This window comes from Helicobacter sp. MIT 03-1614 (assembly GCF_000762925.2).
GTDB lineage: Bacteria > Campylobacterota > Campylobacteria > Campylobacterales > Helicobacteraceae > Helicobacter_C > Helicobacter_C hepaticus.
Genome location: NZ_JRMS02000003.1, coordinates 118900 through 133988, shown reverse-complemented (window position 1 = coordinate 133988; position 15089 = coordinate 118900). Strand labels below are relative to the sequence as shown.

Sequence of the window (15089 nt, the reverse complement as noted above, 5' to 3'; positions counted from 1 at the left end):
GCCTAGTCCTCATTCACGCCTAATACAACTTCTAGTTTTTCTTTGAGGACTTGAGGTGTAAAAGGCTTCACAATGTAATTATTAACTCCTGCTTTAAGTGCAGTAATAACTTCTGCTTTACCACCCTCAGTTGTAACCATTATGATAGGAATAGATGTATATCGCTCATCAGAGCGCACTTTTTTAACCAAATCTAAACCATTCATTTCAGGCATATTCCAATCCGTAATAAGCACTTGTATGCCTTCAGTGGTATCCATAATCTGCCAAGCTTCTACACCATGTTCGGCTTCTAAAATATCCTCATATCCTAAGCGTTGGAGGGTATTCTTTATAATTCTTCTCATTGTGGAGCTATCATCAACAACTAGCAGTTTCAAGTTATCTCCTTATTTTAAATACAGCTATAAATAAAACGGCATTCTAGCATATTTTTGTATATATTATAGATTCATTCTTGCATTTTTTCAAATTTTTACTTTCTTATTTTCAAACAATGCTAACGCTTCTTTAAGATTTATTTTTCCTTCATAAAATGCTTTTCCTATGATTACGCCGCTAATATAAGGATTCTCATCTAAAATTTCAAGCTCATTTGACGAAGCAAAACCGCCACTTGCAATCGTATAAATACCGCTGCGACACGCAATATCTTGCGTAAATGATACATTAATACCACTTAATGCACCATCACGATTAATATCAGTGCATATAATAGCTTGCACTTCACTTCCTGCAAATTTTTCAGCCAACACACTTGAACATATATCACTTTCTTTAGCCCAGCCTTGCACAGCAACCTTGCCCTCTCGTGCATCAATACCCACTGCAATAGGATAAGAATGCGCCATTGTTTTGACAAATTCCCAATTTTTTATCGCGATTGAGCCAAGGATAACTCTACTTACTCCTAAATCCATATAAAGCCTGATGCGCTCTTCATCGCGTATGCCTCCGCCAATTTGTATTTGCAAATGTGTCGTGCGCAAAATCTCCTCAATATATTTTAGATTCTGTGGAATACCTGCAAATGCGCCATCTAAATCAACAATATGCAACCATTTTGCACCCATATCTTCAAACATCTTAGCAAACTCCAACGCCTCACCATAAATTGTAGCACTCTGCATATCACCCTTAAAAAGCCTCACTGCTTTGCCTTCTTTTAAATCAATCGCAGGATAAATATCAAGTGCCATCTTTACTCCTCAATGGGTTTCATACTATTATACATCCATTCGGCACACCAGCCTACAAAAGCAAATACCAAAAACGCGTAACGCGCATTAAAATAATTATCAGAAATAGACAACACAGAGGTGCAAATAAAACAAATAAGCATACCCAACATCAGTAAAGCAAAATTCACATACTCATAGAATCCAAAAACATCTTTATGTTTTATTATCGCCCACACAAGCAAACCTATGCCTCCCAAAAATGCAAAAATATCAAGATACGCATATATATTATCACGATAATAATATGGCTGCAAAGAGAGAGCAAAAAGCACGACTATAATAATATTAATGGAAGGACGCATATCTTCAAGCATTTTTCCAACCTGATTATGCTCATTAGGATGAATGCCAAAAATTAAAAATAAGAGTGGAATATATACAAAAAATATATACACACACACGAGCAGAAAAATACGCGGCAAATAATCTGCAAGAAGCTCAAAAAAGCCACGATGATAAATGCTCCCTTCAATCGCAAACATATCCATAATATCCTCTGTTCTTGGCACATAAGTAATTTTTAGAATAACAAGATAAATAAATATTACACCAAATATGAGCACTATCACGCGCTGTAAGGTATTACTTGTTTGATTACAACTGCTAAAAATGATAAAAATACTGCACAAAATAAACCCACAAAAAAAGAAAAATATACTCAAATGATCAAAAAGCTGATTCTCACGAATAAAAATCAAAAATAAATGTGAAAAAGAATGTGAGAATTGCGAAATAAAAAGTGTGAGATTTGTAAAAACAAAAAAAGCAAAGAAAAGCAAAGAAAAAATAATTGTAATACGTGTAGGTTGTTTCATTTTAATCCTTAGAATCTAATAATTTCTTAAAAAATATCCATCTATACCATCAGCTATACCCTTAGCAATAAGCTTTTGGTAATCCTTTTTAGCAATCAATTTACCTTCGTCTTTATGTGAAGCATAACCAATTTCTATTAATACAGAAGGCATAAGTGCCCCGGCTAAAACCCAGAATGGACCCTCCCTTACTGCTCCATCGTGTGTATTGTGCTTTTCTCTCACCTGATTAAGTATGCCTGATTGAATCTCAATAGCTAGTTTATGTGAAGCGACAAGATGAAAGGCACTAATGGTATTTAAAAAAGATTTTGTCGCAAAATGACTCATTGTTTCAATATCTCCTTGGTTTTCAGCTTTTGCCACTTGTTCAGCGCGCTCACTCCGTGCAGGTGAAAGGAAATAAGTTTCTACACCACTTGGTGTTTTAGGAGAATCTTTGGGCATTGAATTTGCATGCACAGAGACAAATAAATCTGCACTTTTGGCATTGGCAAATTCCGTGCGTTTTCGTAAATCAATATATATATCAGTATTGCGCGTCATATGCACTAAATAACCACGACTTTTAAGCTCTTGGGAAAGGAGCTTCGCCACTTCAAGCACAATCATTTTCTCACATATGCCCTCTACACTTTTTGTGCCACAATCCTTCCCTCCGTGTCCAGCATCAACAACAATCTTTTTTCCTGTATTTATTTTATGATTCTTATTTGCAGTTTTTGGCATCTGCGTGTCTTGAGATATTTTATTTTCTTTTGTTTGGGAAGGTTTTGGAGTATTTTTAGAATCTAGTGGCATTGGCTTTTGTGGAGGTTCTTTATCTTCTTGTTGAGCAGGTTTTATCAAAATATAGAGATTCTCTTTTTCTTTGATAATATCAAAAGTTGATTTGGGCTGTATATTAATTACAATACGCACAATCTTTGGCGTATTTTGCGCTACTTGCAATGTAGAATTGTCTTTAAAAATAAAGTTACGGCGAGGAATTGTAAGATTTGCTTCAAAATCTATAAAACTCTTATTGCTTTGAAGTTCTTTAGTCTGCCACTGAAGTTGTGCAATATCTTGGTCAAAAACAATTTTAAGATTCCCATCACCAAAAGGCACCATTTTTACTATGCGATATTCTCCCCACACATACACTATTGTAAGGAATAAAATTGCTAAAATACGCAACATTTACGCCCCTAATCTTGGACTAATTCAGCAATAATTTCTCTCACGGGTTGAATTTTTTGGATTCTATATCCATTTGCCCCTGTAAAATATAATCCCTGCTCCCTATCACCCATAAATCCACGCCCCAAAGAATCCGCAATGCAATAACCTACTTTTTTTGCCTCCACACCTCTATGACAAGGTGAAACACAATTACTCACACAACGAATTTTTGGCGCGTTACCTTGTGCGATTCTATCAAAAATTCCTGTCTTAACTGCGCGTGCAGGATAGCCCACCGGAGATTTAACAAGCTCAATATCTTCTTTAGATACAGAAGGCATTAAATCACGATAAGCTACCGCATCACATTCTTCAGAGCCAAGCCATCTTGTCCCCATTTGAACTCCGCTTGCACCCAAAGAAAGCATTCTATCAATATCACTTCTATCCCAAATGCCTCCAGCAGCTATAACAGGAATATTCCCCCATTTTTTTGCTTCATCAACTACTTGAGGAAGAACATTCTCAAGCTGATATTCTTCTTTAAAACAATCCTCATAGCTAAAGCCCTGATGCCCGCCACTAAGTGGTCCCTCTACTATTACTGCATCAGGGATTCTTGCATATCTATCCATCCAACGCCTACAAATAATCTTTAATGCCTTAGCTGAAGATACAATAGGCACAAGTGCTACATCAGGAAAATTTTTAGTAAATTCAGGCATATTAGTAGGCAATCCCGCACCTGTTACAATGATATTTGCTCCAGCTTCACACGCATCCCGCACTACTCGTCCATATTCATTAATTGCATAAAGAATATTTGCCCCAAGCGGATTATTCCCACAAATTTTACGTGCATTCTTAAAAATCTCATTGAGTGCGTGTTTTGAATAAAAATTAATAGCTTCAAAAGGCTTGGAATGAGTAATTTTTTCAACAAATTGCATTTTTTGGTAATATCCTGTGCCTACTGCACTAATAATACCAAGCGCACCCTCTTTAGAAACGTTACCAGCAAGCCTATCCCAGCTGATACCCACACCCATACCCCCTTGAAAAATTGGATACTTTATCGTGTGCTTACCTATTTTAAGTGGTTTTAATCCCATCACGCAATCCTTACGATATAATCACTTTTGCAAAACGTCTTTTGCCAATTTGAACAATATATTCACCCACTGATAACTTCAATTCTTCATTCATTATCTTTTCTTTGTTAATTTTCAATGCCCCTGCACGAATATCCCTCCGCGCCTGTGAAGTAGATTCACAAAGCCCCGAAATTACAAGCACTCTAGCTATCCATTCACCTTCATTGCAAGTAAATACAGTTAAATCCGTAGGTATCTCATCTTTGCTAAACACATTGTCAAATGCTATTTTAGCTTGTTTTGCTAAATCAATGTTATGATAACGTGTAGTAATTTCTAAAGCAAGTTGTTCTTTCACAGCTTTAGGGTGAGCATTCCCCGTATTTACTTGCTCTTTAAGCATAACAATCTCTTGTAATGACAATGATGAAAGTAACTCATAATATCGCCACATCATCTCATCGTTAATGCTTAGAATCTTAGCATACATTGTATTGGCAGATTCTGTAACACCAATATAATTATTAAGTGATTTGCTCATCTTATGCACTCCATCAAGCCCTTCTAAAAGTGGCAGTGTCATTACTGATTGCTCTTTATTAAGTTTATAAGCCCTCTGCAAACTTCGCCCAACTAAAAGATTAAACTTTTGGTCATTGCCACCTAATTCAATATCACAATTTAAAGCAACCGAATCATAACCTTGCAAAAGCGGATATATAAATTCTACTATGGAAATGGATTGATTATTATTATAACGTTTAGTAAAATCATCACGTTCAAGCATACGCGCCACAGAAAAATGCGAAGTAAGTGTAATAAGTCCAAGCGCACCCAGTTCATTGAGCCATTTGGAATTAAAACATATCTGCGTATATTGAGGGTCAAGCACTTTAAATACTTGCTCTTTGTAAGTAAGGGCATTTGCCTTTACTTGTTCTGCACTTAAAGGCTTTCGTGTTTCACTTTTTCCGCTTGGGTCTCCTATAGTAGCAGTAAAATCACCAATAAGAAATTTTACATCGCCACCATATCGTTGAAATGTAGCAAGTTTTTGCAAAAGCACCGTATGTCCTAAATGCAAATCGGGTGCAGTAGGGTCAAATCCTGCTTTGACACAAAAACGCTCTCCTGTATTATAGAATCTCTCCACTAAATCGCGAATATATTCCTCCCCTATAAACTCCACACAACCACGTGAAATCTCTTGCATTGCTTGTTTTATTTTCACATCATTTCCTTTCTAGCTTAAATACGCATCTTTAAGGCTACTTAATTCAATAATTTTATACTTTTTATTAAATATCTCTCTTAATGTTTTAATATCACGTGTTTTACTCTCAAAACAAATCTCACAATAAGTTGAAAACTGCTGCTTTAATGTATCATACTCTACACTTACAATATTGCAATCAAGCTTAGCACATAATCCACACAAACGCGCCAATGCTCCTTTTTGATTTTCAAGGGCAACAATCATTTTATAAGTATCTTTTTGCTCATTTGCCCATTGCACAAAAAGCATCTCACTTCCTTGCTCCATTTCCCTAATTGCTCTCTCACACATTTTATGGTGAATATAAGCTTTTTGTGCAGTTTTAATGGCAAGAATCTCATCACCAAATTTAGGGTGGCAGCAAAAATCAAATATTGCTTCACTAATATTACGATTAGTTTGCAAAACAATATTATCAAAAACAAGAGTTTTAAATTTCAACATATTAATTTTAATTTTCCCCAAAAAGTTTGCCTCTCGTGCAAAATTACCCCTAATGCTATTTTTTACTTCTTTTAAAAATATCAAATCATACGCAGCACGATAAATATGAGAATCTAACTTATTTTCCTTTAAATAAGCTAAAATTGTGTCTTGGGAGCTATCAAAAATCGTTTTTAAAATATTAAGTGCTGCTTTTTTATCAATTTCTCTAAGCTTATTTTGGCATTGAATTTTCATATGATTTTTGGCTCTTGAAGTTTTGACAGCGTCAATCCAAGTGCAACGAGGACGAATCTCTTTATTATCTGTGGCAACAATAATGCGCACAATATCGCCATTTTTGAGTGGTTGAAGCAAAGAGACTTTTTGATGATTTACCAAAGCTACTTTAGCATTATCGCCTATATCACTATGCACTGCATAGGCAAAATCAAGTGCCACCGCACCCACAGGAAGATTATAAATATCTCCCGTAGGTGAAAATACAACCATATCTTCCTTGTATAAATCATTTTTTGCAAGTTCATAAAATTCCTCAATAGTATCATTTTGATATTGTAAATTATTGAGCCATTCAAGGTTTGGTTCTCTTCCGCCACTTTTATATTTCCAATGTGCTGCTACACCATATTGAGCAGATTTGTGCATATCAAAAGTGCGAATTTGCACTTCATAAATATTTGCTCCTTCAAAAATAGTCGTGTGTATAGTCTGATAACCATTTTCCTTAGGGATTGCAATATAATCTTTAAGGCGCGAAACAACAGGTTTTAACTGCAAATGCAAAAGTCCAAGAACCTTATAACATTCAAGGCTTGTCGGCACAATAATGCGCACAGCTAACAAATCCAAAATTTCATCAATGCTTACCCCTTTGCGCTGCATTTTAAGAAAAATTGAATAATAACGTTTTACGCGAGACTTGATAGTGAAATCTTTTTCATTAAAACCATTTTGTAATAAAATCATAGAAATTTTTTGGGTAAATTCATTGAGTTTGAGCGTGATAGATTGGCTATTATCCTTGATATATTGCTCAATTTTTTTGTAATCTTGAGGAAAAATATAAAAAAAACTTCTATCTTCTAACTCACTTTTAAGTGAGGCAATACCTAAACGATGGGCAATAGGTGCATATACCATAAGTGTTTCTTCTGCGATACGTTTTTGCTTATGTGGTGGAAGAGCATCAAGGGTAAGCATATTGTGCATTCTATCGCTTATTTTAATTACAAGTGCACGAATATCTTTAATTGAGGCAAGGAGCATTTTGCGGAAGCTTAACGCAGACGCAGCAAGTTTTTCATTAAAATTGCTACTTAACTCTTCGTTACGAATCTCTACAATCTTTGTAAGCGCATCAACCAAATGTCCTACGTCCCAATCAAACTCACGTTGGACATCTTCAAGTGAGCATAATGTATCTTCTACTACATCGTGCAAAAGCGCAGCACATAGCATCGTCTCATCGCCACCATAAAATGCCACTATACAAGCTACACATAAAGGATGAACCACATAAGGGATACCACTTTTACGAAGTTGTCCTTCGTGTGCGAGAGTTGCCACATCAATAGCTTTTTGCACTTTAGGCGTAACTTGTGTAAGTGAATGAAGCTTGGCAACAGCAGATTCTATAGAATTAATTTGGGCGAGTTGGGTAAAAAAATCCAAAATCTTTCCCTATTCCCTATCCTCAATGGAAGTTAGCTCTACTTTTCCTTCAGCAATTTCGCGCATAGCAATATCAGGCAATTTATATATCTTAACATCCATATCTACAAGTGGCTTCGCCCCTTCTCCAAGTTCTTTAACACGTTCAAAAATTAAACTTGCAAGCAAATATCTATCATTATGCACTCTTTTAAGAGCTTTTGCTGCAATTTCCTCTGTTCGTAATGTATCCATAGTATTCCTTTTGCTTTAAGAGTTTGTAGAATCGTGGATTCTATCTTTTTTTTTATTTAGTTTTGCTTTTATCTGTTTTATTTAACAATAGAACAAATGCCTTTTTTATATTTAAGCAAATCAAGTAAATTACCTTCTCTAAACATATTGCACACTAAAATCGGTAATTTATTGTCTTTTGCAAGAGCAATGGCTGTGTCGTCCATTACCTTGATATGGTCTCTTAGTGCTTCATCATAACTGATGCTTTCAAGCATTTTAGCATCAGAAAATTTATGCGGGTCTTTATCATATACACCATCAACCTTTGTTGCTTTGATAATTACATCAGCACCAATCTCCACTGCACGCAAAGTTGCTGCACTATCAGTAGTAAAAAAAGGATTTCCGGTGCCTGCACCAAATACTACTACCCGTCCTTTTTCTAAATGCCTAATTGCACGGCGATAAATATAACTTTCGCAGACTTCTTTAATCTCTAAAGCACTTTGCACACGCACATCTACACCCAAATATTCTAAAGCTTCTTGCATTGCCACCGCATTAATCACTGTGGCTAGCATACCCATATAGTCCCCACTTGTGCGGCGGATAATGCCACCCTGTGCAGCTGAAACACCCCTTATGATATTGCCTCCACCAATCACTATGCCCACTTCAATCTGATTATCTACAAGTAATTTTATCTCACCTGCAATATATTCTAATATCTTTACATCAATACCAAACCCGCTATTACCTGATAACGCCTCACCTGAAAATTTTACCAAAACACGTTTATATTCCATACGCTATCCTTTATATTTTTTGCTATCTTATCGCAAAAGCTTAAACTAATATAACTGAGTAAAAAGTTCAACACCAACTTATTTTTGAAAAAATCTCAACATAAGATTCTTTAATAATATTCGTTTCTTGTTGACTTATTAAGAACACTCATCAAGCCCATATATACTTTCTACATTTTCAAAGTCACTATACAATTTTTCAAAGTAACTATACAATACCTTACATTTCTCTCTTGAACCTTCTTTTTTTACTATCATATCTCCCCATTCATTAAAAATTTTATGAGTAAAAGTATAATTGTTAATGCAAATTTCTTTTCTGATAATTCCTTTATTATACTCATATAAACATCTCTCATAGGGTGTTTTAGCTTTCCATTTTCCATCTCTCAAGCCTTGCACATAAGAGCCCTCTATTTCATCTTTACCATCATTTCCATTTCTTAAACGATAATTATTATTTATGCTCCATTTTCCCTCGCGTTTGCCATTTTTATAATGCCCCTGATGAGTAGAGGTAAAGCTATAAGAATCTTCATCTTTTGCAATACCATCTGCAATACTAATAATAACCCATACAAGTAACCCACTCATTACTAAAACAACAAGCACTGCCAATACTCCATCAAAAAGCTTATTCATCGCCATTCCTCAAAGAAGTCTTAGAATCTAAATACTTTTGTAGGATATAAAAATCATTATGCAACATTAATTATTCCTTTTATCATCTATTTTCCTGAAAAATATATTTGGGGATACTTTTTATCTCGCCACACTTATAAATAAAACCATTTTTAAAGATATAAACCATAGAATCAGCTGGAATCTGCATTTTTGCGTAGGCAGAATAGGGTTTGCATAGCCCATCTTCTACATAAAATCCTATCAATTCAATATTCCCAAGTTCTGCCTCACTTAAGTAAAAAGTCTTATTTTCTATTTTTATAGCATATTCATTAGGGGTTGGATTATCGGAGCTGATAGTTCCATACACTTCTGTGGTATGAAATATATGATTATTTATAAGCAGGGCAACCCACACAACTAAAGCTAAAATCGTAACAACCACATATATTTTAATCATAAATATAAAGACTGATTGCGTGATTTTCATTACATCATCTCCTCTACATTAATAGATTCTATAATACCATACGAATGCAATCATAAAGCATATCCATATTGTGTTCGGGCACAAATTCCACACCCATAAACTTCCCCTTAGAAATAGTCTCTGAATTAGGTAGCTGCTGCACGACAACACAAAAAATAACCTTTGAATTTGCCTGTGGCATTTCTTTATAGGTTTTAATAAAACTCAACGCACTTACATTACCAATTTTTTCATCAATGACAATAATATCTTGAGGCTTTTGAGCAAGACCTTTGAGTGCATTTATAGGATTATTATCCACGCTAATAAGCAAACTTGAATCTATTTTTTCAATCACTTCTTTATATTTATGCACATTTACCATACTCTCACGCACAATAAGAAGACTCTTGCGATTGGTAGTTTCTAAATAATGCAATAAATTAAAAAGCTCTTTTGAGCGTGCAGAGAGTTTTGTTTTATCAAGCCCACGCAAAAAATATCGCAAAAAAGTTTTTGAACTAAAACTTCCCTCAATACGCGAATTACGAAAAAAATGTTTAATGCTTTGACTATATTTTGCCCTATTCCATAAAGTCGTATCAAAATCATATGCTTTTGTATCAAGCAAAGCAAGAAAATGTGTTTTAATATCTTGTGTCATAGGCGTATATACTTGAGCAAATTTGTCAAAGTGCTCCTCTTTAAAACGTTTCATACGTGCATTTTCACTCACAAGAGCATCTTTTTGGTTGCCAATAAAATTAAGTAAATCAACATATCGTTTTCGCATTTGTTTGACTTCTTTTTCAATCTCAGCATATTCCTTACTTCCTTTATCATCGCGTTTTCCCAAGCTTTTTTCTCCCGCAGACAAAGTGCTACTTAAAGCATTAGTTTGAGCTTGAGCGTTAGCGAGTGAGCTTTGTATCTCCTCAATATGTGCAATAGTTTTATTGTATTCTACTTGACGCGCAAGAAATATTGTTTCAAAGGCGTAATTAAGAGTATATTGTGTTTTTTTATGATAATTTTCATATTCCTTAGAAAAATAAGCGATTTCTTGTTTAAGCTTTTTTAATACATCATTTTCAATATTAGCGTCCATAGCGCATAAATCATTATATGCTGTAATCAAAAAACGTCGCATACGAACAAAATCTAGCTTTAAATGTCCTGCAACAAAATCTTTGTATTTACTCAAAATTTCATTTTCACGAGCAAAAAATTCCTCAATACATACACTTGCAGACTTACTTACAGGAATCGCATCAGGATCAACAGGCTTAGGCTTAATGTGGATTCTCGTAATAGCCTTCATTTCTACAACAAATTCTACTTCTACACCTTTTTTTAATTCACTTATCTCATCTTCCCACAAATCAAAACTAAAATCAAAAATTCTTTTATTCAAGTCCTGTTCTACTTGTGCTTTGCTTGCTTGTAAATCTATATTAATAATTTTCCCATATAACATACTAAATATCCTTTAAGTAAATAATATTATACCTTCGTTTTTTTATAAATTATATTCTTCTAAGCGTATCTGTTCTTCATTTATTTTAATGCTTTGTGTCTGCGCCCATTCATAAATCCTTTTAACCTCAAGTGTATTATCACTTTGAATCGGACTTTGATGTGTAAAAAGTGGAGGCAATATTCTTAAAGGAGACTTGGATTGAATCTTAGCCTTTAAAAGCATAAGTGTGGATTCTCTATCGGGCAAAGAATGCACAAAACGCACCACATCAATATGTATGCCACACTCCTTAAATCCATAAAATACCTCATCACACATTCTCGCATCATAGCACATACACAATATGCCATTAGGCTTCATAACGCGTTTTATTTGTTCAAGCATTGGGTACAATGGCAAAAAACTTTGATGACGAGCCATATTCTTACGTTGATTCTTTCCTTGCACTGCACCTTGTGTGTAAAAAGGCGGATTAGTGATAATAAAATCAAACTTAAAAGGTGCAACAAAATCCATAAAATCTACACAATGCACTTTTCCACTAAAAATACTTGTATTTTTTTGTGCAAGAGTTGCCATAATAGTATCTTTTTCTACAAGATGCAATGTTATACTTCCGCCCATAGAAAGTATCTCTCTACTACATAACATTCCTAGCACACCGCTTCCTGCACCCACATCAAGGAGACTTATATGCTTTTTGAGAAAAGATTTGGCAAAGTGCGCTAGTATAAGACTATCTGTGTTATAGCAATAGCCATTTTCAAGCTGATAGATATTTAGTGTAGCCATAATGCCATATCCTCTCCTAATCTCATCGTATGTAAAAGCTTAAAATGTGTCTTAAGCGTATGGGTGAGACATTCCCCTTTATCACAAGCAAAGGCTTGATGAATGAGAATCATATCAATAAATTCTTTAAGCGAGTGAAGCAAATCCCAACCTCCTTCTACAATAACAAATCCTTGCAAAGATTCAAAATGACTTAAATCATTAATAAAGTGCACTCTGTTTTTTGATAATGCAATATTTGAAGATTCTATCTCATCAAAACGATGCAAAGTGCGTGAAATAATCCCAACTTGGGGTAAATGTGTATTATTATAAGGCAAAGTAGCATAACGTGCATTAAGCTGTGGATTATCATTTCGCAAAGTGTTACCAGAAACACAAATCCAATCACATACACTTCGTTGATTATGTGTAAATTGCCTTGATATATCTGAAGAAATGCGTCCTTGTGTATAGCTTCCATCAAGTCGCAATGCAAGTTTAAAAAGTGCAAATCGTCCATTTTTCCTTAGAATCTCAAAAGGCATAAGAAGATGAGTAGCTAAATGTTGCAATGTAGGAGATTGTATGTAACACACATTAATCCCGACTTGAGATAAATAGTTTGCCCCTCCAGCTGCAAGGGCGTGAGTATCATTTGTAGCAATACATACCCTAGAAAAACCAAGAGAAGACAAAAGCTGCGAACAAGGTGGTGTCTTGCCATAATGGTTGCAAGGTTCTAAACTCACATATAAAGTGCATTCTTTAAAAAGTCCATTATGATGTGCTAAAAGATAAGTATGAATATCTTTGCTTTTGTGAAGTTTAACAATCTCATCATCACCACTTAGAGTGTGATAAGCTGCTTGGATTGCAAGAACCTCTGCGTGAGGGCTTCCTGCTACTTTATGCACTGCTTGAGATAGAATCTGCCCATACTTATCTACTACAAGTGCGCCTACACTTGGATTTGGCAAAGCAAGAGTTTGGCTTTCCCACGCTAGAGAGCAACAATAATACAAAAACAATTCATCACTAGAGCTCAAAAACAACCTTTATCTTCTTCATATCTGCAAAGGAAAATGAAAGTATCTCTTTGCCTGTATCAATACTTATGCTTACATTCTCATTTACATCGTGTAAAATTCCTTCAATTACGCTTTTATCCATAAGCTTTATGCTAACTTTTTCACCAAGCGAATAAATATAATGTTGAGGTTTTTTAAGCACTCTTTCTAATCCAGGAGAACTCACTTCAAGATTATAATCTTTGAGATTTTCATCTTCTACATCTAATAAAGGAGAAATTAATTCACTTACATTTTGACAATCTTGCAAACTTACAGCTAAGCCATTTTTACAATCTTGCTTTTGCATAGGCGCTTTACGCGTAATGCTCACGCGCAAAATTGGACGATTATCTTCTTTAAGAAAATCAATATCATAGATATAAAGCCCCAGTGTTGCTGCAAGTTGTTCAATCCTCGCTTGTGTGTGCTGCGAAAGCATATTTTCTCCTCTAATTTTGTTTATTCTTGGCAATTTGCTCAAATATCGTATCTAATGTATTAGCATAACAGAGACTATCATCAAATTTAAAACTAAAATTTGGTGAGCGAAACCACTGCGTAGAGGTTAAAACATACTCTTTTAAAATCCCTTGTGCTTTATGTAATCGGGTTAAAATAACCTTACGCTCCTGTGGAGGGATATCTGTGCCTTCAATATATACCTCTGCACTTTGTTTACCTTTAGAACATTTCACGCCTGTAATACTAAGAGTATTAATCTGTGCATCATTTAACTGCGAAAGAGCTTCACTTAAAATTTCTTGCAGCAGAGATTCTAAACGTTGTTGTTTAATATTCATTATTGGGTATCTCCATTTCTCGCAAGGCGTAAAATGACGAACGATAAGCACTAAATGTGCCTTGCAAAATTGCCTCTCTTGCCTCTCGCATAAGATTCAAATAATAGTGTAAATTATGCAATGAAGCAAGACGATGATAAGTCATCTCTTGAGAGCGAAAAAGATGACATAAATACGCACGTGTAAAATGTTGGCAAGTATAACAATCGCACAATTCATCAATAGGTGATTGATCATTGCTAAAAATTGCTGCTTTAATATTTATTTTGCCAAAATGTGTAAAAAGCGTAGCATTACGTGCATTTCTTGTAGGCATCACACAATCAAACATATCTACTCCAAGCGCGATAGATTCTATAATATTTTCCGGTGTGCCTACTCCCATAAGATAACGTGGCTTATTCACAGGCATAAGTGGTGTGGTAAAGCTGATTGTCTTATACATTTGCTCACTTGTCTCACCTACTGCCAAACCACCAATAGCAAATCCATCAAAATCTCCCATATCTACAAGTTGTTTAGCGCAAAGTGTACGAAAATGTTCATTTACGCCACCTTGGATAATAGCAAAAAGATTATTATTTAAACCCAAACCTCGTGCCTTTTGAGATTGATGATATATAAGACTCTTTTGTGCCCAATCGCTCGTGCGTGCAATGGAATCTGCAATGCGCTCTTCACTAGAGGGTAATCCCACCAAATCATCAAGCACCATCATAATATCACTATTAAGTGCATATTGTATATCAAGCACATATTCTGGTGAAAAAAAATGCTTAGAACCATCAATATGAGATTTGAATGCCACACCTTCATTTGTAACTTTGGCATTTTTATTCAAACTAAAAGCTTGGAATCCACCGCTATCACTCAAATAGCTCCTATCAAAATGAGCAAAATGAGCAATACCGCCAAAATTTTTAAGTCGCTCAATACCTATGCGTAAATACATATGGTAAGTATTTACAAGGATAATCTGTGCATTTAAAATTTCTGACATATCTCTACTATCAAGTGCTTTTACACAACCTTGTGTGCCAACAGGCATAAAAACGGGGGTTTGCACTTCACTATGAGCAAGTTTAAGGCTAAGTGCTCTTGCCCCACCATCTTGTGCTTGAAGTGTAACCTGCATAGCACTA

General features: G+C 35.0%; 17 protein-coding genes. All 17 read right to left on the bottom strand.

Annotated features, from left to right (window positions below):
• Window positions 1–2 precede the first annotated feature (2 nt).
• Entirely contained in the window at window positions 3–380 is a 378-nt protein-coding gene (locus tag LS66_RS03045) for a chemotaxis response regulator CheY (protein ID WP_011115665.1), read from the bottom strand.
• An 87-nt stretch (window positions 381–467) separates the two neighbouring features.
• A complete protein-coding gene (gene hisA / locus LS66_RS03040; RefSeq protein WP_034366571.1) occupies window positions 468–1199 on the bottom strand; it encodes a 1-(5-phosphoribosyl)-5-[(5-phosphoribosylamino)methylideneamino]imidazole-4-carboxamide isomerase in 732 nt (243 codons plus the stop codon).
• Between the two features lie 2 nt (window positions 1200–1201).
• Window positions 1202–2056 carry a hypothetical protein gene (locus tag LS66_RS03035; RefSeq protein ID WP_011115667.1) on the bottom strand — a complete coding sequence of 285 codons (855 nt, stop codon included), beginning with the start codon at window positions 2054–2056 and terminating at the stop codon, window positions 1202–1204.
• Window positions 2057–2071: 15 nt separating this feature from the next.
• On the bottom strand, window positions 2072–3238 hold the full coding sequence (locus LS66_RS03030; RefSeq protein ID WP_201273650.1) for an N-acetylmuramoyl-L-alanine amidase: 1167 nt from the start codon (window positions 3236–3238) through the stop codon (window positions 2072–2074).
• An 8-nt stretch (window positions 3239–3246) separates the two neighbouring features.
• The gene (locus tag LS66_RS03025) at window positions 3247–4332 is read right to left on the bottom strand and encodes a nitronate monooxygenase (protein WP_011115669.1); all 1086 of its coding nucleotides are present in this window, start codon (window positions 4330–4332) and stop codon (window positions 3247–3249) included.
• 10 nt (window positions 4333–4342) lie between these two features.
• Entirely contained in the window at window positions 4343–5545 is a 1203-nt protein-coding gene (tyrS, locus tag LS66_RS03020; protein WP_034366568.1) for a tyrosine--tRNA ligase, read from the bottom strand.
• Between the two features lie 12 nt (window positions 5546–5557).
• Window positions 5558–7708: a bifunctional (p)ppGpp synthetase/guanosine-3',5'-bis(diphosphate) 3'-pyrophosphohydrolase gene (locus LS66_RS03015; protein ID WP_011115671.1), complete on the bottom strand. Its 2151-nt coding sequence runs from the start codon at window positions 7706–7708 to the stop codon at window positions 5558–5560.
• Window positions 7709–7717: 9 nt separating this feature from the next.
• Window positions 7718–7942, bottom strand: a complete 225-nt coding sequence (locus LS66_RS03010; RefSeq protein ID WP_034366566.1) for a DNA-directed RNA polymerase subunit omega — start codon at window positions 7940–7942, stop codon at window positions 7718–7720.
• A 77-nt stretch (window positions 7943–8019) separates the two neighbouring features.
• Complete coding sequence (gene pyrH, locus LS66_RS03005; RefSeq protein WP_034366563.1) at window positions 8020–8730, bottom strand: UMP kinase; 711 nt, start codon at window positions 8728–8730, stop codon at window positions 8020–8022.
• A 138-nt stretch (window positions 8731–8868) separates the two neighbouring features.
• Complete coding sequence (locus tag LS66_RS03000; RefSeq protein WP_034366561.1) at window positions 8869–9372, bottom strand: hypothetical protein; 504 nt, start codon at window positions 9370–9372, stop codon at window positions 8869–8871.
• Between the two features lie 82 nt (window positions 9373–9454).
• On the bottom strand, window positions 9455–9844 hold the full coding sequence (locus tag LS66_RS02995; RefSeq protein WP_034366558.1) for a hypothetical protein: 390 nt from the start codon (window positions 9842–9844) through the stop codon (window positions 9455–9457).
• A 28-nt stretch (window positions 9845–9872) separates the two neighbouring features.
• The gene (locus LS66_RS02990; RefSeq protein ID WP_034366554.1) at window positions 9873–11300 is read right to left on the bottom strand and encodes a hypothetical protein; all 1428 of its coding nucleotides are present in this window, start codon (window positions 11298–11300) and stop codon (window positions 9873–9875) included.
• Window positions 11301–11342: 42 nt separating this feature from the next.
• Window positions 11343–12095 carry a tRNA1(Val) (adenine(37)-N6)-methyltransferase gene (locus LS66_RS02985; RefSeq protein WP_034366551.1) on the bottom strand — a complete coding sequence of 251 codons (753 nt, stop codon included), beginning with the start codon at window positions 12093–12095 and terminating at the stop codon, window positions 11343–11345.
• The gene (ribD, locus tag LS66_RS02980) at window positions 12083–13123 is read right to left on the bottom strand and encodes a bifunctional diaminohydroxyphosphoribosylaminopyrimidine deaminase/5-amino-6-(5-phosphoribosylamino)uracil reductase RibD (protein ID WP_034366549.1); all 1041 of its coding nucleotides are present in this window, start codon (window positions 13121–13123) and stop codon (window positions 12083–12085) included. Before ribD ends, LS66_RS02985 begins: the two co-directional genes overlap by 13 nt.
• Window positions 13113–13586: a ribosome maturation factor RimP gene (gene rimP / locus LS66_RS02975; protein WP_034366546.1), complete on the bottom strand. Its 474-nt coding sequence runs from the start codon at window positions 13584–13586 to the stop codon at window positions 13113–13115. The genes ribD and rimP overlap by 11 nt, the downstream gene beginning before the upstream one ends.
• 10 nt (window positions 13587–13596) lie before the next feature.
• Window positions 13597–13947: a 30S ribosome-binding factor RbfA gene (gene rbfA / locus LS66_RS02970; RefSeq protein WP_034366543.1), complete on the bottom strand. Its 351-nt coding sequence runs from the start codon at window positions 13945–13947 to the stop codon at window positions 13597–13599.
• On the bottom strand, window positions 13937–15082 hold the full coding sequence (tgt, locus tag LS66_RS02965; RefSeq protein ID WP_034366540.1) for a tRNA guanosine(34) transglycosylase Tgt: 1146 nt from the start codon (window positions 15080–15082) through the stop codon (window positions 13937–13939). The genes rbfA and tgt overlap by 11 nt, the downstream gene beginning before the upstream one ends.
• Window positions 15083–15089: the final 7 nt, after the last annotated feature.

Excerpts from the sequence above, each read along its gene's own strand:
- hisA (WP_034366571.1), bottom strand. The coding sequence starts at position 1,199 with ATGGCACTTGATATTTATCCTGCGATTGATTTAAAAGAAGGCAAAGCA.
- LS66_RS03035 (WP_011115667.1), bottom strand. The coding sequence starts at position 2,056 with ATGAAACAACCTACACGTATTACAATTATTTTTTCTTTGCTTTTCTTT.
- LS66_RS03030 (WP_201273650.1), bottom strand. The coding sequence starts at position 3,238 with ATGTTGCGTATTTTAGCAATTTTATTCCTTACAATAGTGTATGTGTGG.
- LS66_RS03025 (WP_011115669.1), bottom strand. The coding sequence starts at position 4,332 with ATGGGATTAAAACCACTTAAAATAGGTAAGCACACGATAAAGTATCCA.
- LS66_RS03010 (WP_034366566.1), bottom strand. The coding sequence starts at position 7,942 with ATGGATACATTACGAACAGAGGAAATTGCAGCAAAAGCTCTTAAAAGA.
- pyrH (WP_034366563.1), bottom strand. The coding sequence starts at position 8,730 with ATGGAATATAAACGTGTTTTGGTAAAATTTTCAGGTGAGGCGTTATCA.
- LS66_RS03000 (WP_034366561.1), bottom strand. The coding sequence starts at position 9,372 with ATGAATAAGCTTTTTGATGGAGTATTGGCAGTGCTTGTTGTTTTAGTA.
- LS66_RS02995 (WP_034366558.1), bottom strand. The coding sequence starts at position 9,844 with ATGAAAATCACGCAATCAGTCTTTATATTTATGATTAAAATATATGTG.
- LS66_RS02990 (WP_034366554.1), bottom strand. The coding sequence starts at position 11,300 with ATGTTATATGGGAAAATTATTAATATAGATTTACAAGCAAGCAAAGCA.
- LS66_RS02985 (WP_034366551.1), bottom strand. The coding sequence starts at position 12,095 with ATGGCTACACTAAATATCTATCAGCTTGAAAATGGCTATTGCTATAAC.
- rimP (WP_034366546.1), bottom strand. The coding sequence starts at position 13,586 with ATGCTTTCGCAGCACACACAAGCGAGGATTGAACAACTTGCAGCAACA.
- rbfA (WP_034366543.1), bottom strand. The coding sequence starts at position 13,947 with ATGAATATTAAACAACAACGTTTAGAATCTCTGCTGCAAGAAATTTTA.
- tgt (WP_034366540.1), bottom strand. The coding sequence starts at position 15,082 with ATGCAGGTTACACTTCAAGCACAAGATGGTGGGGCAAGAGCACTTAGC.